The organism is Variovorax sp. MPBD4-3, from assembly GCF_058809745.1.
The window spans coordinates 116,405-135,783 of sequence record NZ_JBXASW010000002.1 but is presented as its reverse complement, the minus strand read 5'-3'; the positions used below and the strand labels follow the sequence as shown (position 1 = coordinate 135,783).

Sequence of the window (19,379 nt, the reverse complement as noted above, 5' to 3'; positions counted from 1 at the left end):
TTCAACCGCCGTTGCGGGCAGCAGCGAAGATGGCCGCCCTCGACTGCGAGACCCTCTGCGCGGTGCGGCCCGCGTCATGGTTCAGCAGCCGCCCGCCGGACAGCAGCGCCTGTCCGTCCACGAACACCGTGTCGATCTCCCGCGCGCTGGTCTGCAGCAGGAGGTGGGCGCACAGATCGTCCGCGATCGAGTCGCCGAACAGGCCCTTACGAACGAGCACGATGTCCGCGCGCTTGCCTGCCTTGAGCGAGCCGATCCGGTCGGCCATGCCCAGGACCTGCGCACAGCCGATGGTCGCGCGGCGGATCAGGTCGGCGGGCCGCAGCAGGGGCATGCCGGGACGCACCGCAGGCCGGCGGCCGGTGACTTCCTCGCGGGCACGCGCCGTCAGGCCGTCGATGAAACCCTGCACGGCGTACATCACGCGCAGCTGCATCATGGGGTCCGAGGCCACGTGGCATGGGACGTCGCAGCCGAACACCACCGGCACACCGTGCTCGGCGGCGCGTCGCACCACGTCGGCGGGCGTGCCCTGCACGTCCGCCGAAGGCGTGAAGCACAGCGGCATCGCGCTGCGCGCCATGCGCCGCAGCTCCTCGTCGGTGAGCAGGTTGCCGTGGATGCCCAGCAGATCGGGCCCCAGCAGACCCTGGTCGTCCAGCGCCGCGACGTCGCCCCGGGCGTTCAGGTGAATGCAGCTCGCAGCGCCCAGCGCGCGAGCGAACGCAAGCTGGCCGGCCACGTTCGCCGTCCCGATCGATTCGATGCCGAAGTTCACCGTGGTGCGGCTGCCCGGATCGTCGAAGCGCTCGAACACCCGCCGCGCATCCGCGAAGCGCGCGGCCTCGCTGTCGAAGGCGTCGGGCAGTTCGCTCATGAACGAGTAGGTGAAGACGTGCCGGATGCCGGACTCGCGCAGCCCCTCGATCGCGGCGTCGGCATAGCCGGGCGCGCGGATGTTGTGGCAATAGTCGACCACCGTCGTCGTGCCATAGGAAAGCATCTCGTGGCCGCCGACACAGCCTGAATTGAAGTTGTCGACCGGCTGAAAGTAACGCCGCAGCGGCAACAGCCGGGTGAAGTAGTTGCCCGTCCACAGGTCGGGCACATAGCCGCGAAGCACCGTCTGCCACATGCAGTTGTGCGCATCGATGAGGCCCGGCAGCGCGATCATGCCGCTCGCGTCCACCACCGCCGCGCCCTCGCAGCTCGGCCCATGGCTGGACGCGATGTCCGGCGCGACCCGCACGATGGCGCCGCTGTCGATCAGGATGTCGCATCCCCGGATCTCGCCGCACGCATCCTCCATGGTGATGACGTCGGCGTTGCGGATCAAGGTCCTCTGGTTCATGGGATCATTTCCGTCGCGTGGCGCTCGCCTTGACGCGTCAGGCGCCTTTGTTTATCGTCCGATCACTTTGAGGCGGGCGAGATAATTTGTCAATCGATCAATAAACCAGGGACATCCCGACCCACATGGCCACCAGCAAGCCCCCCGGGGTCCAAGACAGCGCGGCGCCGCCGGCGCGAAGGCGCCTCGCGCCAGAGGACCGCGAACACCAGATCGTGCAGGCGGCGACCGCGTTCTTCGCGCGCAAGGGCTTCGATGCCAGCACCCGCGAACTGGCCGGCGAGCTCGGCATCACGCAGCCCCTGCTCTACCGCTACTTTCCCACCAAGGAGGCGCTGGTCGACCGCGTCTACGAGGACGTGTTCGTGCGGCGCTGGAACCCGGAATGGGAAGAATGGCTGGCGGACCGCTCGGTGCCGCTGCCCGAGCGGCTCAAGCGCTACCTGAAGGACTACGCGCGCTTCGTGCTGCGCGGGGAATGGGTGCGCATCTTCATCTACGCGGGCCTCAGCCGCGGCGGCATCAACCAGAAATACCTCGCGCGCCTGCGCGAGCGGCACTTCGTGGTGATTGCCCGCGAGCTGCGTCACAGCCACGGCATTCCCGAACCGCGCAACGCCCAGGAAGAAGACGAGGAGGTCGAGCTCGTCTGGGCCATGCATTCGAGCGTCTTCTACATCGGCGTGCGCAAGTGGATCTACGAATTGCCCACGCCCAGGAATCTCGAGCGGCTCATCGACATGCGTGTCGATGCCTTCATTGCCGGCGTGCCGGTGGTGCTGAAGGCGCAACGGTCCTGAGCGCGACTGCAGGCCGTGCGGCCGCGCACCGCACGCTCAGCGCTTGGAGGCACGGCCTCGCGCGCCCTCGCCACGCCCGCGCACCGGCCGCGCCGCGCTGTGCTTCGGCGGCGCCGCGCGGCGCACGCGCGCAGGGTGCGGCACGTGCGGCAGCGCATCGAGAAAGCGCTGCGCCGCGGGCGACACGGCCTCCGGCCGCCAGACGATCCGGTACTCGGTCTGCATCTCCAGCAGCGGCAGCGGCCGCGCGACGATCATTTCGCCGGCGAACTGCACCAGGCTTTCCTGCGCCGCGCACAACCCGAACTCGTTGGCCACCAGCGCGAGCGCCGAGACGATGTCGCCCGCCACGCAAGCCACGCGCGGCTCGAACCCCAGCCGGCGGCAGGCCGTCATGAATTTCGCGCGCAGCGAGGGCCCGCTGCGTTCGGGCGTCACCACCCACTGCGCGTCGACGAGCATCTGCAAGGGGATATCGGCCACCGCGACGAGCGGGTGCCGCTTGGGCATGAGCAGCACGTAGTTCTCGGTGCTGTACAGGCGCGACGCCAGCGAGGGATCGGTCACCTCCTGCGTCTGCACGGCGAAGTCGAGCCGGCCGCGTCGCAGGGCCTCGAGCTGCTGAAGCTCCTCCGCGCCCTCGAACTGGAAGGCGATCGAGGGATGGGCGAGCTGCACCTGCCGCGCCGTGCCGGGGATGATGCCGTTGTAGAGCGCGCCGGCCATGTGGCCGATCACCACCGTGCCGCCGATGCCGTCGGCCCTGCGCTGCAGGTCGCGCATCAGGGTCTCGTTGCTTCGCAGCAGCTCGCGCGCATTCGCCAGCAGCTCGCGACCGGCGTTGTTCAGGCGCAGCGAGCGGCCCACCCTTTCGAACAGCGCGAAGCCCACGCGCGCCTCGAGCTGCAGGATGGTGCGGCTCAGGGGCGACGCCGAAATGTGCAGGGCCTCGGCCGCACGGGAGATGCTTTCGTGCTCGGCCACGCTGACGAATTGGCGGAGCATCCGAAGTTCGATCAGATGCATAGGGGTGGTCTTGGGGCGGTCCAGCGGGAAGGCCGAATTCTAGGCACGGGTCTCATGTTCCGCCCGTGGCGGGGGTGATGGGAGCGACGGGTGCGGCGGTGTCCAGCGCCACGGGCACCGACTGGCGAACGAGCTCGAGGAACTGGCGCAGCTTGGCGGGATAGAAGCGTGCGGGCGGGTACGTGAGAAACACGGGCAGCGGCGGTGCCTGCCAGTCGGGCACCACCTCGACGAGCTCGCCGCGCGCCAGGTCGTCCTTGAAGAGCCAGCTGGACCCGACGCACACGCCCAGGCCGTTGAGCGCCGCGCTGCGCAGCGCGAACAGGCTGTCGGTGATCATGCGCGGGGCGATCGCCAGCTGCTGCCGCTCGCCGGTGGACGTGTGCACCAGCATCAGCTCGTTGCGGTAGAAGGTGCGCAGCGCCAGCCAGGGCCAGTCCGCCAGCATGCCGGCGTGCGTGGGGGTGGGCCTCCCGGCCAGCACGCTCGGGGCCGCCACTGCGATGCGCGGCACTTCGGAGAGCTTGCGCGCCACCACCATCGGATCGGTCACCTCCCCGACATGGATGGCGCAATCGACGCCCTCGGCAACGAAGTCGGGCTGCCTGTCGTGGAGCAGCCATTCGACGGACACCCGCGGGTAGCGGCGCAGGTATTCGGCCAGCGGACGCACCAGCAGCGCCTGTCCGAAGGCGTGCGGCACGACCACGCGCAAAGTCCCTTCGGGTTCGTTGTCGACGCCGCGCATTTCGGCGTCGAACGCATGCCAGTCGGCCAGCATCGCCTTGGCCCGCTCGAAACACCGCTCGCCGTCTTCGGTGAGCTTCATCGCGTGGGTCGACCGCTGCAGCAGCTTCACGCCGAGCCAGAGTTCCAGGGCCTGCAGCCGGCGGCTCACCGTCGGCTGGGTCGAGCCCAGCTGCACGGCCGCCGCGGAAAGGCTGCCAGCCTGCACGATGTGGACGAAGGTCTGCAGCAGCTCCACGCGGTCGCTGCTGGAAGCGGTGATGTGATCGGGCCGCGTGGATGCCATGAATCCCTCTTTTATACGTCGCGCGAATAAACGTTGTTCGCTCCACGATGCTACCAATCGCCTGCAAGCGGCGTCAGACTTGCGGCATCGAAACGTTTAAGGGTTAACACCATGTCCCATATTCAAGATGTGCATGCATCGGCCGCTCCGGGAGTCCGGCCGGCCGAACCGGCAGGACTCGCGCCCTCGCTCACCTGGATGCTGGCGGCCGGCGCCGGCCTGTCGGTGGCGTCGCTCTACTACAGCCAACCCATGCTGGGCGTGCTGGGCGCGGACATCGGCGCCTCGACGCAGGCCGTGGGCCTGCTGCCGACGCTCACCCAGTTCGGCTACGCGATGGGCATCCTGCTGCTGGCGCCGCTGGGCGACCGCCGCGACAGGCGCACCATCATCCTGATCAAGGCCGCCGTGCTGTGCGCCGCGCTGTTCATGGCCGCGCTCTCGCCTTCCATCTCCACGCTCTTCGTCGCCAGCCTGGTGATCGGCCTGGCCGCCACGATGGCGCAGGACATCGTGCCGGCAGCGGCCACGCTCGCGCCGGAAACGCATCGCGGCAAGGTCGTCGGCACGGTCATGACAGGGCTGCTGTCCGGCATCCTGCTCTCGCGCGTGGTCAGCGGGTTCGTCGCCGAGCACTGGGGATGGCGCGCGATGTTCGCGGTGGCCGGCGTGAGCATCGCCGTGGTCGGCCTGGTCGCCTGGAACCGGCTTCCGCGCTTCAAGGCGACCACGCACCTGTCGTACCTCGCGCTGCTGCGCTCGCTCGGCGCGCTGTGGCACCGGCATGCCGAACTGCGTCGTGCGACCTGGTCGCAAGGCCTGTTGTCCGTCGGGTTCAGCGCCTTCTGGTCGACCTTGGCAGTCATGCTGCACGCGGCGCCCTTCAACCTCGGCGCCGCAGCAGCGGGCGCTTTCGGCCTGGCGGGTGCCGCTGGCGCGCTGATCGCACCGGTGGCAGGGCGCGTCGCGGACCGCCGCGGTCCGGCACTCGTCACCCGGCTGGGCGCAGCGCTGGTCGTCGGGTCGTTCGCGGTCATGGGACTGTCGTTGTTCATGGCGCCGGGTGCGCAGCTCTGGGTGCTCGTCGCGAGCACCGTCGGCTTCGACCTCGGCATCCAGGCCGTGTTGATCGCCCACCAGTCGATCGTCTACGGCATCGATCCGGGCGCACGGAGCCGGCTCAACGCGGTGCTGTTCACCGGCATGTTCATCGGCATGGCCATCGGATCCGCGCTGGCGGCGGTGCTGTTCGCGCATTTCGGGTGGATGGCGGTCACGGCCCTGGCCACGGCCTCCGCACTCGCGGCCCTCGTCCTGCGCATGGCGCGCTGAGGGCTCGCATGTCAGGCCCGCTCGATGCGCACGGCGGCGCGCCGGTCGCTGGCACCCAGCAGCCCCGCGCGCCGCATCCCGCGACTCGCGACGAAAACCAGCGCGGCGCCCAGCAGTGCCGCGATGGCGAGGAACAGCAGCCCCGCGTCGTAGGAACCCGTGCGGTCCTTGAGGTAGCCGATGAAGTACGGGCTGAACATGGAGCCGACGATGCCGAAGGAGTTGACGTAGGCGAAGACGACGGCCGCCGTCTTGCCCCTGACACCGATCGCGGTCAGCTGCCAGATGCAGATCGGGCCGCTGACCAGGCCGGCCGTCAGCAGCGACAGCCCGAGGATCGACGCGTAGAGATTGCGCACGCTCACAAGGACGGCAATGCCCACCGCGGCCGTGACGAAAGAGGCAATCGCGTGCCAGACGCGTTCGTTCGTCTTGTCGGAATGCGCGACCCAGAACCAGTACAGCGTCATCCCGATGATGCTCGGTATGGCGGACAGCAAGCCGACCTGCACGGTCGACAGCGTGGTGCCGAAGAGGCGCCCGAATTCCTGCACGATCTGCGGCGTGAAGATCAGGCTTGCGTAGAAGCCCATCTGCGCCGTCGCATAGGCGAGCGACAGCAGGACGAGGTGCGGTTGCAGCAGCGTTGCGCGCAAGGGCTTTTCGGCATGCGCAGACACGGCGACGCCATCGGACTCCCTGGCGGCGATGACCTCGCGCTTTTCCGCGTCCGTGAGCCAGTCGGCATCTTCGGGCCTGGAGGTCAGGTAGCGGGCGGAGTAAAAGCCCAGCAGCACGGGCAGCAGACCCTCGACGAACAGCATGATCCGCCAGCCCGAGAAGCCCATGAGGCCGTCGGCGTACTGCACGATGGCCGCCGACATCGGCGTGCCGACGATCACCGCCCAGGGCAGGACCAGGATCACGAGCATGCGCCCGCGCATGCTCGGCGGAAACCACAGTGCCAGGCAATAGATCAGCCCCGGGAAAAGTCCCGCCTCCGCGAAGCCCAGGAGCATGCGCACCGCGACGAGTTGCCAGCCGTTCTGCACGAAGGCGGTGCAGGCCGAGATCAGCCCCCAGGTGACCATGATCCGCGTGAGCCAGACGCGCGCGCCGATCCTGTGCAGGATGATGTTGCTGGGAATCTCCAGCAGCAGGTAGCCGATGAAGAACAGGCCGGCGGCCAGGCCGAAGACCTGCTGGGAGATGCCCAGTTCCGCATTCATGCGCAGGGCGGCCGTGCCGATGTTGATGCGGTCCAGGTAGGCCATGGTGTACATCAGCATCAGGATCGGGACGATGCGCCGGATCACCTTTCGCTGGACGGACGCGGAAAGAGTAGCAGTCATTTCGTAAGCCAATAACGTCGGGAAGTTGGCGAGCGAGGCTCGCATTCGAGGTCCGCCGGTCCTGTCCGAAGCGCGGCGTTGATCAAATGATCAATGTCGCCTTGACGTCCGAAAAGGACAATATTTCTCTGCGTGTCGGACTTTTCGGGTCTGATCCGGGCGCCCTACGAATCCGGGCTCATCCGTGCGCGCCGAGCCTCCGCTCCCTGGGCACAGCCACGCGGCGCAAGCTATCGACCGATCACCAAGGAAGCGCGGGCCACGCACCGCCGATCCGGGAAAACCCGTCCTCTCCCGCCTCGATTCGGTCTTGCCGCAGTGCCTTTCAGCGAATACTATTGATCAATCGATCATTAAAAAGACACTGACGATCGACGCAGGACGAGTTCCACCCCCACAGATCGGAGACACCATGACCATCGACCGCAGGCGCTTCATCGCCACCGCCGCCACTGCCGGCGCCACGCTCGGCCTGCCCGTGCTGGCGCGCGCCCAGGGCGCAGCCGAACCCTTGCGCCTGGGGCTGCTGACGGCCAAGACCGGCCCGTTCGCCTCGGGCGGCCTCGACATGGAGCGCGGGCTGCAGGCCTACCTCGCCGCCAACGGGCAGATGCTGGGCGGGCGCAAGGTCGAGCTGATCGTCGCCGACACCGGCGGCGTGCCGTCGACGGCACGCACCAAGACACAGGAACTCGTCGAGCGCGAACGCGCGCAGGTGTTGATGGGCCCGCTGGCCGCGTTCGAGGCGCTGGCCACCGACGACTACATGCGCGCCCGCAAGATCCCGGTGTTCCCGGTGGCAGCGGCCGAAGACATGACGCAGCGCAAGGCCAGCCCCTGGCTGTTTCGTGCAAGCTCGACGTCGGCGCAATGCGCCCATCCGCTGGCCGACTACTGCGCGAAGAAGCTCAAGTACAAGCGCATGGTGCTCGTGGCGGACGACATCGCGTACGGACACGAGATGACCGCGGGTTTTCAGCGGGTCTTCGAGGAGGCGGGCGGCAAGGTCGTGCAGAAGCTCTTCCCGCCCCTGACCGCGCCCGACTACGGCACCTTCCTCGCGCAGCTCAGCCGCGAGGCCGACGCGGTGTTCCTCGGCTTCGCCGGCTCCAACGGCTTTCGCTTCATCCGGCAGTTCAACGAGTACGGCCTGCGGGGCAAGCTCGCGCTGGTCGGCGGCATGACCGCACTCGACGAGGCCGTGCTTCGCAACATGGGCGACGAGGCCTTGGGCATCGTCACGGTGAACTGGTACTCGGCCGAACTCGCCAACCCGGTCAACGCTGCGTTCGTCGCGTCTTTCCGCAAGGCCTACAGCTACGACCCCGGTTTCTATGCGGCCTGCACCCACGTCAGCGCCTCGGTGCTCGATGCGGCACTGGCACCCATGAAGGGCAAGGCCTTCGACAAGGAGCAGCTGCGCGCGTCGCTGCAGCAGACCCAGGCGATGACGGCACGCGGCCCGGTGAAGTTCGACAGCTACGGCAACGTGGTGGGCAACGTCTATGTGCGAAAGGTCGAGCGCAAGGAAGGCCGGCTGGTCAACAGCATCGTCGATACCTACGACAACGTAAGCCAGTTCTGGACCTACGACCCGAAGAAGTTCCTGGCCGAACCGGTCTATTCGCGCGACTGGCCGCCTGCGCGCAATCTGGTCGGCTGAGCGCGCCGAAGCACCCCAGCGTACCGGCAGAACCATGCAATTCTGGTTGACCCAAACACTCAACAGCCTCGCCCTCGGCGGCCTGCTGCTGTTGCTCTCGTCGGGCTTCGCGCTCATCTTCGGATTGATGCGCATCGCCAATCTCACCCACGGCGCACTGTTCATGATGGGCGCCTACGTCGCGGCCCAGGTGGCGCGCGCAGGCTGGGGGTTCGCCGCCGCGGTGGTGGCCGCCGCGCTCGCCACCGCGGCCATCGGCGGCCTCATCGAGCGGCTGGTGCTGCGCCGCCTGACCGGCAATTCGCAGGCGCAGGTGCTTGCCACGCTGGGGCTGTCGTTCATTGCGGCGGACCTGTGCCTGGTGCTGTGGGGCGGCGACCCGATACCGGTCGCGCCGCCCTCCCTGCTGGCAGGGCCCGCCAGTGTCCTCGGCTTCAGCTTTCCGAGCTACCGGCTGGCGGTCATCGTCGTTGCGGTCGTTGCGGCGGCCGTGCTGTTCCTGCTGCTCGAGCGCACCCGGCTGGGCGCGCGCATCCGCGCCGGCGTCGACGACATGCCGATGGCGCGCGCCGTGGGCATCCGGGCCTCGGCGCTCTTCACGAGCGTGTTCTGCCTCGGCGCGGCGCTCGCCGGACTGGGCGGGGCCGTGGGCGGACCGATGCTCTCGGCCTATCCGGGCCTGGACGCGGACATGCTGCCGCTGGCGTTGATCGTCGTCATCCTGGGCGGCGTCGGCAGCCTCGTGGGCACCTTCATCGCGAGCTTCATCATCGGGTTCATCTACACCTTCGGCACCGCGCTGGTCCCCGACCTGGCGTATGTGATCCTCTTCCTGCCGATGATCGTCGTGCTGGCCTTCCGCCCTGCCGGCCTGCTGGGGAGTGCACGCGCATGAAGAAGCTTGCATGTCTCCTGCTGCTGGCACTGCTGGCGCTGCTGCCGGCGGTGCTCGGCGAGTACTACGTCAACCTCGGCAGCCAGATCCTGATCGCCGTGATCTTCGCCACCAGCCTCAACCTGCTGGTCGGCTATGCCGGCCTCACCTCGCTGGGTCATGCGGCCTACCTCGGCCTGTCGGCGTACATCGCCGGCTGGCTGGCGCTGCACCTCGGCCTCGGGCATGCCATGGCGGCACCGCTCACGCTGCTGGCCACCACCGCCATCGGCGGCGTGTTCGGCTGGATCGCGCTGCGCGCCTCGGGCCTGAGCTTCCTGATGCTGACCCTGGCGCTGTCGCAGGTCGTCTGGGGCGTGGCCTACCGGTGGACCGCCGTCACCAACGGCGACAACGGGCTGTCCGGCCTCACGCGGCCCATGCCGTTGGGCATCGACATGGAGAACAGCAACGCCTACTACTGGTTCGTTCTCCTGATCACGGCCCTGGTGCTGGTGGTGGTCGCACGCCTGGTCGACTCTCCCTTCGGCGCGTCGCTGCGCGGCACGCGGGACCAGGCGCGGCGCATGAGCTCGCTCGGCTACAACGTCTGGGCGATCCGCTGGTGCGCCTTCGTGGGGGCCAGCTTCCTGGGCGCGGTGGCCGGCCTGCTGTACGTCTACTTCCACAAGTACGTGCATCCCAGCGTGCTGTCGGTCACCGCCTCGGCGGAGGTGCTGCTCAGCGTGATCGCGGGCGGCGCGGGCACGCTGGCCGGACCGGCCATCGGGGCGCTGCTGGTCGTGCTGCTGAAGAACTATGCCTCGGGCTATGTCGAGCGCTGGAACATGCTGCTGGGCGCGGTGTTCGTCTTCATCGTGCTGGTGATGCCGCACGGCATCGTGCCCGGGGTGCGCGCGCTGTTTGCGCGAGCCAAGGGAGACCGCGCATGACCGCCGCGCTCGAAGTCCGGGGACTGAAGAAGTCCTTCGGCGGCATTGCCGTGACCCAGAACGTCTCGCTGACCATGCAGCCGGGCGAGCGGCGGCTGATCATCGGACCCAACGGTGCGGGCAAGACCACGCTGTTCGGGTTGATCGCCGGCGAGATCCGGCCCGACGCGGGCTCGATCCGCATCTTCGGGACCGACGTGACACGCCTGCCGGTGCCCGCGCGCGCACGTTGCGGGCTGTCGCGCACCTACCAGATCATCACGCTGTTCCCCAGGGACACGCTCGCGCACAACGTGGTGCTGGGCTTGCTGGCACCGATGGCACTGCGGCACAACGCGGCCGTCGACCTGTCGAAGCGCACCGACCTGCATGACCACGCGGTCGAACTGCTCGAAGGCGTGGGCCTCGGGGCCAAGGCGCTGCAGCGGGCATGCGACGTGTCGTACGGCGAGCAGCGCCGGGTCGAGCTCGCCCTGGGCCTGGCGCAGCGCCCGCGCCTGCTGCTGCTCGACGAGCCGCTGGCGGGCCTGTCGCAGGACGAGCGCACCGTGGTGCAACGGCTCATCGCGAAGGTGTCGCGCGAGACCGCCATCCTGATGATCGAGCACGACATGGATGTCGCGCTCGAGTTCGCCGAACAGATCACTGTGCTGCACTACGGGCAGGTGATCGTCGAAGGTGACCGCCAGACGGTCGTGAACCATCCGAGAACCAAGGAGATCTATCTTGGTCACTGAAGCATTGCAAGTGAACAAGCTCGACGTGTGCTACGGGCAGAGCCAGGTGGTGCACGGGCTGTCCCTGTCGCTGGGCGAAGGCCGGGTGCTGGCGCTGCTGGGGCGCAACGGCGCCGGCAAGAGCACGTCGCTGAACGCCTTTGCGGGGCTGCTGTCGCCGCGGGCCGGGACCATACGGCTCGGCGGCAAGGCCGTGGAGCGCATGTCGCCCGAAGGCATCGCGCGCGCCGGCATGCGGCTGGTGCCCCAGGGGCGGCGGATCTTTCCGAGCCTCACGGTGCTCGAGAACCTGCAGGTTGCGCAACAGGCCGCTCCCCGCGCCACGCCGTGCGCGCAGGCCTGGACGCTCGAGCGCGTGTACGCCACCTTCGCGCGCCTGCGGGAGCGCTCGCGCCAGCGGGCGGGCACCCTGTCGGGCGGCGAGCAGCAGATGCTCGCGATCGGCCGCGCGCTGATGGGCAACCCCCGCGTGCTCCTGCTCGACGAGCCCTCCGAAGGGCTGGCGCCCATGATCGTCGCGGAGGTGGCGCAGGCCATCAAGACGCTGAAAGCCGACCGGCTCTCGATCGTGCTGGTGGAGCAGAACTTCCACCTGGCGCTCGACGTCGCCGACGACGTGGTCGTGCTCAACACCGGCCGAGTCGTGCACGCCGGCACGGCCGAGGCGGTGCGGGCCGAGCCGACGCTGGCCACGCGCCACCTCGGCGTGTTCTGAATTTCTCACACCTCTTTCTTCGCTATCCACGGAACACCCCATGCTCTACACCTGTTCGCCCCATTGCACCGACCCGACCCATGCGCACGGTGCCACCAACGCGCCGAGGCGTCGCGCGTCGGCGCTCTCCGCGCCGCGCGCGGCCAGTGCCTCCACGCCCGCGCGCGGCCAGCGCAACCCGGTGGTCGATGTCCATTGCCACTACCTCAACCCCGACGTGGTGAAGGCCAGCGCAGACCTCGACGTCGGCGCGCACGACCCCAGCGTGATCTACGCCAACGAGCTGACGCGGCAGACGAACGTCGCACAGATGCGCGACCGCGCCCCCAAGCTCACGGGCATCGACCAGCGGCTCGAAGACATGGACCGCATGGGCATCGACATCCAGGCGGTCAGCCCGGCACCGTTCCACTACTTCTACTTTGCGCCGCCCGAGCGCGGCGCCAAACTGGCCCGCCAGGTGAACGAGGGCATCGCCGCGCTGGTGGCCGCCACGCCCGAGCGCTTCGTCGGCCTCGGTTCGGTGCCCCTGCAGAATGCCGAGCTCGCGATCCAGGAGCTGGACCACGCCGTCGGCACCCTCGGCCTGCGCGGCATCGAGATCAACACCAACGTGAACGGACGCAACCTCACGGACGCGTCGCTCGGCCTGGAACCCTTCTTCGCGCGCGCCGACCAGCTCGGCGCCGTGCTGTTCCTGCACCCCGTCGGGTACTCCGACGGTGCGCGGCTGACCAACCACTACTTCAACAACGTCATCGGCAACCCACTGGACACCACGGTGGCCGTGAGCCATCTGATCTTCGACGGGGTGGTGGCCCGTTATCCGAACATCAAGTTCATCGCGGCGCACGGCGGCGGCTACGTGGCGCACTACTGGGCGCGCATGGACCATGCATGGCGCGCGCGCCCCGACTGCCGCACGGTGATCGACCGGGCGCCTTCGAGCTACCTCAAGACCTTCTACGTCGACACCATGGTCTTCGACCCCGAGATGCTGCGGCACCTGGTCGACACCTTCGGCGCCGACCGCGTCCTCATGGGCACCGACTACCCCTACGACATGGGCGAGGAGCATCCGCGCGAACTCATCGCGCAGGTGAAGGACCTGAGTGCCGACGAGGTCGCCCGCATCGAGGGGCTGAATGCGGTGAAGCTGCTGAACATCACGCCGGTGCGTTGAGCACCCCGCGGAGCACACCCCCATGTCCCCTCTGTTCGAAGCGCTGCGCATCGGCGATGTGCATTTCCCCAACCGCATCGTCGTCTCGCCGATGTGCCAGTACTCGGCCATCGACGGCATGGCGAACACCTGGCATCTGCAGCACCTGATGCAGCTCGCCATGTCGGGCGCCGGCCTGGTCATGGTCGAGGCCACGGCGGTCGAAGCGCGCGGGCGCATCACCCACGGCTGCCTCGGCCTGTACAGCGACGAGGCCGAAGCGGCGCTGGGCCGGGTGCTGGATGCGGCACGCGCCGTGTCGGCGCCGGGCACGCGCTTCGGCATTCAGCTCGGGCATGCGGGCCGCAAGGGGTCGGCCCATGCGCCGTGGGAAGGCGGCGGGCCGCTGCGGCCGACGACCTCGCAGGCGCTCCCGTGGCAGTGCGCCGCACCATCCGCCGTGCACTTCGCCGAAGGATGGGACACGCCGCAGGCGCTCGACGAGGCGGGCATCGACCGCCTCGTCGAGGCCTATGTCGACGCCGCGCGGCGGGCCGTGCGGCTGGGCTTCGACGTCATCGAGCTCCACTGTGCCCACGGCTACCTGCTGCACCAGTTCCAGTCGCCGCTGTCCAACCGCCGCAGCGACGCGTGGGGCGCCGATCAGGCGGGTCGTGACCGCCTGGCGCTGCGCATCGCACAGCGGCTGCGCGGTCTTGCACCGGCGGGCCGCGTGCTCGGCGCGCGCATCACCGGCACGGACTGGGATGCGGGCGGGCTCGGCATCGACGATGCCGTGCGCCTCGCGCAGTCGCTGCAGGCCATCGGCTTCGGCTACGTGTGCGTCTCCAGCGGCTTCGTGGTGCCGGGCGCGCGCATTCCGTTCGGCCCGGGCTTCCAGATCGGGCTGGCCCACGAGGTGCGCAAGCGCACCGGGATCGTCACGCGGGCGGTCGGCGGCATCGCCGAGCCCGCCCAGGCCGCCGCGATCATCGCGCAGGGCCAGGCCGACCAGGTCGCCCTGGCACGCCCCTTCCTGGCCGACCCGCGCTGGGTATGGCGCGCGGCGGAGACGCTGGGTGTCGAACCCTTCTATCCGCCGCCCTACCGGCGCGCGGCCGGCTTGCGCAAGCCGCCGGCGATGCCTGCGGCGTGACGCATGCCCGCTCCTTCCAACGCTCGAGTCCACCCATGACCCCTTCCATCGAACTCCAAGTGAACGGCGTGAGCCACCGCGTGCAGGCCGGCGACAACGACCTGCTCCTCTACGTGCTGCGCAACGACCTGGACTGCAAGGGCGTTCGCTTCGGCTGCGGCGCCGGCAACTGCGGGGCCTGCACGGTGTTGATGGACGGGCGGGCCGTGCAGTCGTGCGACATGCCGATGTGGGGCGTGGCCGGACGCTCGCTCTCGACCCCCGAACAGCTGGCCGGCGACCCGGTCGGCGCCGTGGTGCTCGACGCATTCCTGGAATTGCAGGCGGCCCAGTGCGGCTACTGCATCAACGGCATCATGATGTCGGTCACGGCACTGCTTCACCGCACCACCTCGCCCACGCCGGCGCAGCTGCAGGACACGCTGCACCGCCATCTTTGCCGCTGCGGCGCGCATGCGCGGATCCTGCGGGCCATCGAGGCCGCGGCCGCCCGCCTGCGTGAGGAGGCCTCGGCATGAGCCCCGGAGAGACCCCGCCACCCGCCATCCAGGCGCACCCGCTGCTGAACCAGTGGGTGCGGGTGGGTCCGGGACAACAGCTCACCGTGTTCACGGGCAAGGTCGAACTGGGCCAGGGCATCGCGACGGCCCTGGTCCAGATCGCCTGCGACGCGCTGGGCCTGGCGCCGGCGCAGGTCGCGCTGGTGGCAGGCGACACCCAACTGTCGCCCGACGAGGGCTACACGGCCGGCAGCCTGTCGGTGCAGTACGGCGGGGCCGCCGTGCGCTGGGCCTGCGCGCACGCCTTTGCCCTGTTCCGCGCAGAGGCTGCAAGACGCTGGAACGTCGCGCCCGCGCAGGTCCATGCCGACGCCGGATGCTTTCGCGATGCAGGCGGCGGACTACAGACGAGCTACTGGGCCCTGAGCGATGGCGTCAGCCTGGACGTGGGCATCCTGGCGCCGCCGCCGGCTCCTCGCCGCACCGAGACGCCCTACGCCGGGCGGTCGCTGCCGCGGCTGGATTTCGCTGCCAAGCTCACCGGCGCGGCCTATCTGCAGGACCTCGTGATTCCGGGCATGCAGCATGCGCGCATGCTGCGCGGACGGCATCCCGCCCAACGCCTGAAGTCGCTGCCGTTGGCGCAGCTCCAGGCGCTCGACGGTGTCGCGCAGGTGGTGCGCTGCGGCGATTTCCTGGCCCTGGTGGGGCCCCATGAAGGCGCGCTGGTCCGTGCGTTGCCCAAGGCCAGAAAGCTGCTCGAATTCACCGATGTGCCGCTGCCGCACGCCAGCGAGGACACCGTGTCGCTGCTGCAGCACATGCCCAGCCAAGCGCAACGGGTGCATGAAGAGGGTTCGCCTGCCGCCTCCCGCCCAACCCACACCGCCACCTATTCGCGGCCGTATCTGGCCCATGCGTCGATCGGCCCGTCGTGCGCGGTGGCCGACCCGCGCGGCGACGTGTTGCGCATCTGGTCGCACACGCAGGGCGTCTTTCCGCTGCGCGGCCAGATCGCCCGCGCGCTGGGGCGCGACGCCGGCACGGTCGAAGTCATCCATGCGCCGGGCGCGGGCTGCTATGGACACAACGGCGCCGACGACGTGGCCTTCGACGCGGCCTTCATCGCCACGCGCACCGGCCTGCCGGTGAGGGTGCAGTGGATGCGGGAAGACGAGATGTCCGTGGCACCTTTCGGCTCGGCGAGCGCGGTGCGGCTGCAGGCGGGCCTGGACGACACGGGGCGCATCGAGCGCTGGGAGATGGCCGTCTGGAGCCACACCCACATGAACCGCCCCGGCTGGGGAGAAGGCGTCAACCTTTTGGGCGCCTGGGCGCTCGAGCCGCCACAACACCCGTCCGTGCCGCGCGACATGCCGCTGCCGATGGGCGGCGGCCACCGCAACGCGATCGCCATCTACGACCTGCCGCACCAGCAGGTCGACCATCACTTCATTGCGGATTCGCCCGTGCGGGTCTCCGCGCTGCGCTCGCTCGGCTCCTACGCCAACCTGTTCGCGATCGAGTGCTTCATGGACGAACTGGCCGCGCTGCGCGACGAGGACCCCGTCGCGTTCAGGCTGCGCCATCTGTCCGATCCCCGCGCCAGGGAAGTGCTGCAGGCAGTGGCAGACATGGCCGGATGGTCGCAGCGCACCGAGGCGGGCTCGGGCAGCGGCCTGGGCATCGCGCTGGGGCGCTACAAGAACCACGCCGCCTACTGCGCCGTGGTGACGCAGGTCAGCGTCGAGGAAAAGATCCGGGTCGAGAAGGCCTGGGTCGCCGTCGATGCGGGCGCGGCGATCAACCCCGACGGCCTCGTCAACCAGATCGAAGGCGGACTCATCCAGTCGCTGAGCTGGACGCTCAAGGAAAGCGTGACATGGGACGCCACGGGCATCACGTCCTGCGACTGGGACCACTACCCGATCCTGGGTTTCGACGAGATCCCCGAACTCGCCGTGCACGTCATCGACAGACCACACGAACCGAGCCTCGGCGTGGGCGAAGCGGCCGCCGGCCCGGCAGCCGCTTCGGTGGCCAATGCCGTGGCCCACGCGCTGGGCCTGCGTGCCCGGGACCTCCCGCTCACGGCCGAACGCCTGGCAGCGCTCATCTCCGCGGGCTGAGGCGCGCGGCTCTCTTCTTTTTTCCCATTCGTCTTCATTGCCCAAAGGACACAATGACCATCCAGACCCTCGCGCACTATTCGGTTCGCACGACAAATCTCGACGCATCGCGCCGCTTCTATGTCGACGTGCTCGGCCTGCAGGAAGGGTTTCGCCCGCCCTTCGACTTTCCGGGGCTGTGGCTTTACAAAGGGGGCGACGAGGCGCAGTTCGGTGTGGTGCACATCATCGGCATCGATGCCAGTTCGCCCGAAGGCCTGATCGCCTACCTCGGCGACAAGGCGCAGGCATCGCTGCATGGCAGTGCCGCTGTCGACCACCTGGCATTCCTGGCCAGCGATCTCCCGGATGTGCACCAGCGTCTGCGCGACGCCGGCCTGGCGTTCCGCGAGCGCACCGTTCCCAGCCTGGGGCTGCACCAGGTGTTCGTGGAAGACCCCTCCGGCGTGACGATCGAACTGAACTTCGCTGCGGAAGAGGCGCGGGCGCTCGCCGCGGGCACTGCGCCGGGAGCTGCGGCATGAGCGCGTCGTCTGCACCGGCTCGCAAGGCCCTGGTCATCGGCGGATCGCTCGGCGGGCTGTTCGCGGCCAACCTGCTGCTGCGCAGCGGCTGGGATGTGCATGTGTACGAACGCGTGGCCGACGATCTCGAGAGCCGCGGTGCGGGCGTCGTGACGCATCCGGAGCTCATGGAGGTACTGACGGCGGCCGGTGTCGACGTCGCGGACGGCATCGGCGTCGAGGTGCGCGAGCGGATCACGCTTGCGCGCGACGGCACGCGCGAAGATTCCAGGCCGCTGCCGCAGACGCTCACTGCCTGGGGGCGCCTCTACCAGGTGCTGCGCCGGGCCTTTCCGTCGGAGCGCTACCACAACGACAAGCAGCTGGTGTCGTTCGAGCAGGATGCGCAGGGCGTGCGCGTCGTGTTCTCCGACGGCAAGCTCGAGCGCGGCGATCTGCTGGTGGCCGCCGACGGCCTGCGCTCCACGGTTCGCAAGGTCCTGCTGCCGCAGGCGATGCCTCAGTACGCGGGCTACGTGGCGTGGCGCGGCCTGGTCGAAGAAGCCAGCCTCTCGCCCCGCACGCTGGAGGAACTCTTTCCGTTCTTCGCTTTCGGCCTGCCGCCACGCGAACAGATGATCGCCTACCCGGTCGCGGGACACGGCAACAGCGTGGCGCCGGGCAAACGTCGCTACAACTTCGTCTGGTACCGGCCCGCCGACCAGGCCACCACGTTGCGCGAGATGCTGACCGACGCGTCCGGCAAAACGTGGCCCGACGGCATTCCGCCGCCCTTGATTCGCCCCGAGGTCCTGGCCGCGGCAAGACATGCCGCCCAGGACGTGCTCGCACCGCAGTTCGCCGAGGTCGTCGAGAAAACCGACAACCTCTTCTTCCAGCCAATTTTCGACCTGGAAAGCGAGCGCCTGGCCTTCGGGCGCGTCGCGCTCCTGGGCGACGCGGCATTCGTCGCCAGGCCCCACTGCGGCATGGGCGTCACCAAGGCCGGCAGCGATGCGGCCATGCTGGTGCGCGCACTCGACAGCCACGCGGATGTTGCCGACGCGTTGAAGGCCTACGAACGAAGCCGCCGGGAGGCGGGCAGCTTCATCGTGCACCACGCGCGCGCACTCGGCGCCTACATGCAGGCACAGCTCAGCACGCCGACCGAGCGCGCCATGGCCGAACGCTATCGCTCGACGGAAGCGGTGATGCGCGAGACCGCGGTCCCGCCGCTGCGGCCGCAAGGCACGGTACCGGCCGGCTGAGTTACACACGTAATCCGCGACCCCTGGCCTGAAATGAATGCGAAGCCGCGCGCTTGAAGAATCACGGCGTGGTGAGCGAACAGCGCATCACACATCCATTCACCGACAAGCACACAGAGGTCTCCAGATGAAAGCTATCTACACGCTCGCAGCCTTCGCACTCGCAGCCACGGCCGGCCTGGCCCACGCCCAGGCCGGCGGCGACGCATCGTCCACGCGTTCGCCGATCCTCGACAGCAAGCCGCAACTGCGCGCCGAAGCGAAGAAGGACGCGAGGACGCCCGGCAAGGTCAAGGCCGTGGGCGGCGACGAACTCAAGACGGCCGAGGACGACAGCATCGGCAGCGACAAGTCCGCCAAGTCGGGCCAGACGCGCGTCGCATCGCGCGAAGCGCGCCACCCCGACCGCAAGCCCGCACAGCAGGGCGGCACGCCGGACCTGCCCGGCGCGAAGTAAGCAACGCCCGGGTGCTCAGGCAGCCGCTCGGACGCGAAGTGCTCACGACCCGCGAGATTGCCCGCCCGCAGGTTCGGCCCCATGACCTGCTGGTGGCCAATGCCTCGATCGGCGTCAACCGCGCCGACATGTCGCATCGCAAAGGGGCCTACGGGCGCGCCAACTTCGGTGACTCGGACATCATGGGCCTGGAAATCGCCGGAACGGGCTGCCTCGCGATCCCGAGGCCGGTTGATTGCGACTGCCCCGAGGCGGCAGGCCGCCGGGCCATTCACCCTTTGCGCAAGAAGATGCTGGAGGGCCGCCGACAACGACATCCTGTGCCGCGGCGCAACCCCAGTTCAGGACCGTGCTCCCGGTGGCGGACC

Annotated in this window: 18 protein-coding genes and 1 pseudogene; 15 read left to right on the top strand and 4 right to left on the bottom strand. The window is 69.0% G+C overall.

Annotated features, from left to right (window positions below; all coding sequences use genetic code 11):
• Window position 1 precedes the first annotated feature (1 nt).
• The gene (locus AC1RVW_RS01715) at window positions 2-1,351 is read right to left on the bottom strand and encodes an amidohydrolase family protein (protein ID WP_493197659.1); all 1,350 of its coding nucleotides are present in this window, start codon (window positions 1,349-1,351) and stop codon (window positions 2-4) included.
• Window positions 1,352-1,476: 125 nt separating this feature from the next.
• On the opposite strand from AC1RVW_RS01715, the gene AC1RVW_RS01710 reads away from it, so the two are divergent.
• Window positions 1,477-2,151 carry a TetR/AcrR family transcriptional regulator gene (locus tag AC1RVW_RS01710; protein ID WP_106937850.1) on the top strand — a complete coding sequence of 225 codons (675 nt, stop codon included), beginning with the start codon at window positions 1,477-1,479 and terminating at the stop codon, window positions 2,149-2,151.
• 36 nt (window positions 2,152-2,187) lie between these two features.
• Here the strand turns inward: AC1RVW_RS01710 and AC1RVW_RS01705 are convergent, their stop codons facing one another.
• Complete coding sequence (locus AC1RVW_RS01705) at window positions 2,188-3,156, bottom strand: LysR family transcriptional regulator (RefSeq protein ID WP_493197657.1); 969 nt, start codon at window positions 3,154-3,156, stop codon at window positions 2,188-2,190.
• A 73-nt stretch (window positions 3,157-3,229) separates the two neighbouring features.
• The gene (locus AC1RVW_RS01700; protein WP_106937852.1) at window positions 3,230-4,210 is read right to left on the bottom strand and encodes a LysR family transcriptional regulator; all 981 of its coding nucleotides are present in this window, start codon (window positions 4,208-4,210) and stop codon (window positions 3,230-3,232) included.
• A gap of 111 nt (window positions 4,211-4,321) precedes the next feature.
• Between AC1RVW_RS01700 and AC1RVW_RS01695 the strand changes: the two genes are divergently transcribed.
• Window positions 4,322-5,542: an MFS transporter gene (locus AC1RVW_RS01695; protein WP_081270939.1), complete on the top strand. Its 1,221-nt coding sequence runs from the start codon at window positions 4,322-4,324 to the stop codon at window positions 5,540-5,542.
• A gap of 11 nt (window positions 5,543-5,553) precedes the next feature.
• Here the strand turns inward: AC1RVW_RS01695 and AC1RVW_RS01690 are convergent, their stop codons facing one another.
• Entirely contained in the window at window positions 5,554-6,894 is a 1,341-nt protein-coding gene (locus AC1RVW_RS01690; protein WP_493197655.1) for an MFS transporter, read from the bottom strand.
• 412 nt (window positions 6,895-7,306) lie between these two features.
• Between AC1RVW_RS01690 and AC1RVW_RS01685 the strand changes: the two genes are divergently transcribed.
• The 13 genes and pseudogenes from AC1RVW_RS01685 to AC1RVW_RS01625 all read left to right on the top strand — a co-directional run.
• Window positions 7,307-8,557, top strand: a complete 1,251-nt coding sequence (locus tag AC1RVW_RS01685; RefSeq protein ID WP_106937854.1) for an ABC transporter substrate-binding protein — start codon at window positions 7,307-7,309, stop codon at window positions 8,555-8,557.
• 34 nt (window positions 8,558-8,591) lie between these two features.
• Window positions 8,592-9,452, top strand: coding sequence for a branched-chain amino acid ABC transporter permease (locus AC1RVW_RS01680; RefSeq protein WP_285412504.1), 861 nt, complete (start codon window positions 8,592-8,594; stop codon window positions 9,450-9,452).
• Window positions 9,449-10,384 carry a branched-chain amino acid ABC transporter permease gene (locus tag AC1RVW_RS01675; RefSeq protein ID WP_106937855.1) on the top strand — a complete coding sequence of 312 codons (936 nt, stop codon included), beginning with the start codon at window positions 9,449-9,451 and terminating at the stop codon, window positions 10,382-10,384. The genes AC1RVW_RS01680 and AC1RVW_RS01675 overlap by 4 nt, the downstream gene beginning before the upstream one ends.
• On the top strand, window positions 10,381-11,121 hold the full coding sequence (locus tag AC1RVW_RS01670; RefSeq protein WP_106937856.1) for an ABC transporter ATP-binding protein: 741 nt from the start codon (window positions 10,381-10,383) through the stop codon (window positions 11,119-11,121). The genes AC1RVW_RS01675 and AC1RVW_RS01670 overlap by 4 nt, the downstream gene beginning before the upstream one ends.
• Window positions 11,111-11,836, top strand: coding sequence for an ABC transporter ATP-binding protein (locus AC1RVW_RS01665; protein ID WP_253820017.1), 726 nt, complete (start codon window positions 11,111-11,113; stop codon window positions 11,834-11,836). The genes AC1RVW_RS01670 and AC1RVW_RS01665 overlap by 11 nt, the downstream gene beginning before the upstream one ends.
• A gap of 40 nt (window positions 11,837-11,876) precedes the next feature.
• Entirely contained in the window at window positions 11,877-13,019 is a 1,143-nt protein-coding gene (locus AC1RVW_RS01660; RefSeq protein WP_081270946.1) for an amidohydrolase family protein, read from the top strand.
• 22 nt (window positions 13,020-13,041) lie between these two features.
• Window positions 13,042-14,154 carry an NADH:flavin oxidoreductase/NADH oxidase gene (locus AC1RVW_RS01655; protein WP_493197652.1) on the top strand — a complete coding sequence of 371 codons (1,113 nt, stop codon included), beginning with the start codon at window positions 13,042-13,044 and terminating at the stop codon, window positions 14,152-14,154.
• 35 nt (window positions 14,155-14,189) lie between these two features.
• Window positions 14,190-14,672, top strand: a complete 483-nt coding sequence (locus AC1RVW_RS01650; protein WP_081270948.1) for a (2Fe-2S)-binding protein — start codon at window positions 14,190-14,192, stop codon at window positions 14,670-14,672.
• Window positions 14,669-16,783: a xanthine dehydrogenase family protein molybdopterin-binding subunit gene (locus tag AC1RVW_RS01645; RefSeq protein WP_493197650.1), complete on the top strand. Its 2,115-nt coding sequence runs from the start codon at window positions 14,669-14,671 to the stop codon at window positions 16,781-16,783. Before AC1RVW_RS01650 ends, AC1RVW_RS01645 begins: the two co-directional genes overlap by 4 nt.
• Before the next feature lie 53 nt (window positions 16,784-16,836).
• Window positions 16,837-17,307 (top strand): VOC family protein, encoded by a 471-nt coding sequence (locus AC1RVW_RS01640; protein ID WP_081270950.1) that lies wholly within the window; start codon window positions 16,837-16,839, stop codon window positions 17,305-17,307.
• The gene (locus AC1RVW_RS01635; protein WP_493197648.1) at window positions 17,304-18,554 is read left to right on the top strand and encodes an FAD binding domain-containing protein; all 1,251 of its coding nucleotides are present in this window, start codon (window positions 17,304-17,306) and stop codon (window positions 18,552-18,554) included. Before AC1RVW_RS01640 ends, AC1RVW_RS01635 begins: the two co-directional genes overlap by 4 nt.
• Window positions 18,555-18,681: 127 nt before the next feature.
• A complete protein-coding gene (locus AC1RVW_RS01630) occupies window positions 18,682-19,011 on the top strand; it encodes a hypothetical protein (RefSeq protein WP_081270952.1) in 330 nt (109 codons plus the stop codon).
• Between the two features lie 11 nt (window positions 19,012-19,022).
• Window positions 19,023-19,217 (top strand): annotated as a pseudogene (locus tag AC1RVW_RS01625) (NAD(P)H-quinone oxidoreductase); the annotation flags it as partial.
• Between the last annotated feature and the right edge of the window lie 162 nt (window positions 19,218-19,379).

Excerpts from the sequence above, each read along its gene's own strand:
- AC1RVW_RS01715 (WP_493197659.1), bottom strand. The coding sequence starts at position 1,351 with ATGAACCAGAGGACCTTGATCCGCAACGCCGACGTCATCACCATGGAG.
- AC1RVW_RS01710 (WP_106937850.1), top strand. The coding sequence starts at position 1,477 with ATGGCCACCAGCAAGCCCCCCGGGGTCCAAGACAGCGCGGCGCCGCCG.
- AC1RVW_RS01705 (WP_493197657.1), bottom strand. The coding sequence starts at position 3,156 with ATGCTCCGCCAATTCGTCAGCGTGGCCGAGCACGAAAGCATCTCCCGT.
- AC1RVW_RS01700 (WP_106937852.1), bottom strand. The coding sequence starts at position 4,210 with ATGGCATCCACGCGGCCCGATCACATCACCGCTTCCAGCAGCGACCGC.
- AC1RVW_RS01695 (WP_081270939.1), top strand. The coding sequence starts at position 4,322 with ATGTCCCATATTCAAGATGTGCATGCATCGGCCGCTCCGGGAGTCCGG.
- AC1RVW_RS01690 (WP_493197655.1), bottom strand. The coding sequence starts at position 6,894 with ATGACTGCTACTCTTTCCGCGTCCGTCCAGCGAAAGGTGATCCGGCGC.
- AC1RVW_RS01685 (WP_106937854.1), top strand. The coding sequence starts at position 7,307 with ATGACCATCGACCGCAGGCGCTTCATCGCCACCGCCGCCACTGCCGGC.
- AC1RVW_RS01680 (WP_285412504.1), top strand. The coding sequence starts at position 8,592 with ATGCAATTCTGGTTGACCCAAACACTCAACAGCCTCGCCCTCGGCGGC.
- AC1RVW_RS01675 (WP_106937855.1), top strand. The coding sequence starts at position 9,449 with ATGAAGAAGCTTGCATGTCTCCTGCTGCTGGCACTGCTGGCGCTGCTG.
- AC1RVW_RS01670 (WP_106937856.1), top strand. The coding sequence starts at position 10,381 with ATGACCGCCGCGCTCGAAGTCCGGGGACTGAAGAAGTCCTTCGGCGGC.
- AC1RVW_RS01660 (WP_081270946.1), top strand. The coding sequence starts at position 11,877 with ATGCTCTACACCTGTTCGCCCCATTGCACCGACCCGACCCATGCGCAC.
- AC1RVW_RS01655 (WP_493197652.1), top strand. The coding sequence starts at position 13,042 with ATGTCCCCTCTGTTCGAAGCGCTGCGCATCGGCGATGTGCATTTCCCC.
- AC1RVW_RS01650 (WP_081270948.1), top strand. The coding sequence starts at position 14,190 with ATGACCCCTTCCATCGAACTCCAAGTGAACGGCGTGAGCCACCGCGTG.
- AC1RVW_RS01645 (WP_493197650.1), top strand. The coding sequence starts at position 14,669 with ATGAGCCCCGGAGAGACCCCGCCACCCGCCATCCAGGCGCACCCGCTG.
- AC1RVW_RS01640 (WP_081270950.1), top strand. The coding sequence starts at position 16,837 with ATGACCATCCAGACCCTCGCGCACTATTCGGTTCGCACGACAAATCTC.
- AC1RVW_RS01635 (WP_493197648.1), top strand. The coding sequence starts at position 17,304 with ATGAGCGCGTCGTCTGCACCGGCTCGCAAGGCCCTGGTCATCGGCGGA.
- AC1RVW_RS01630 (WP_081270952.1), top strand. The coding sequence starts at position 18,682 with ATGAAAGCTATCTACACGCTCGCAGCCTTCGCACTCGCAGCCACGGCC.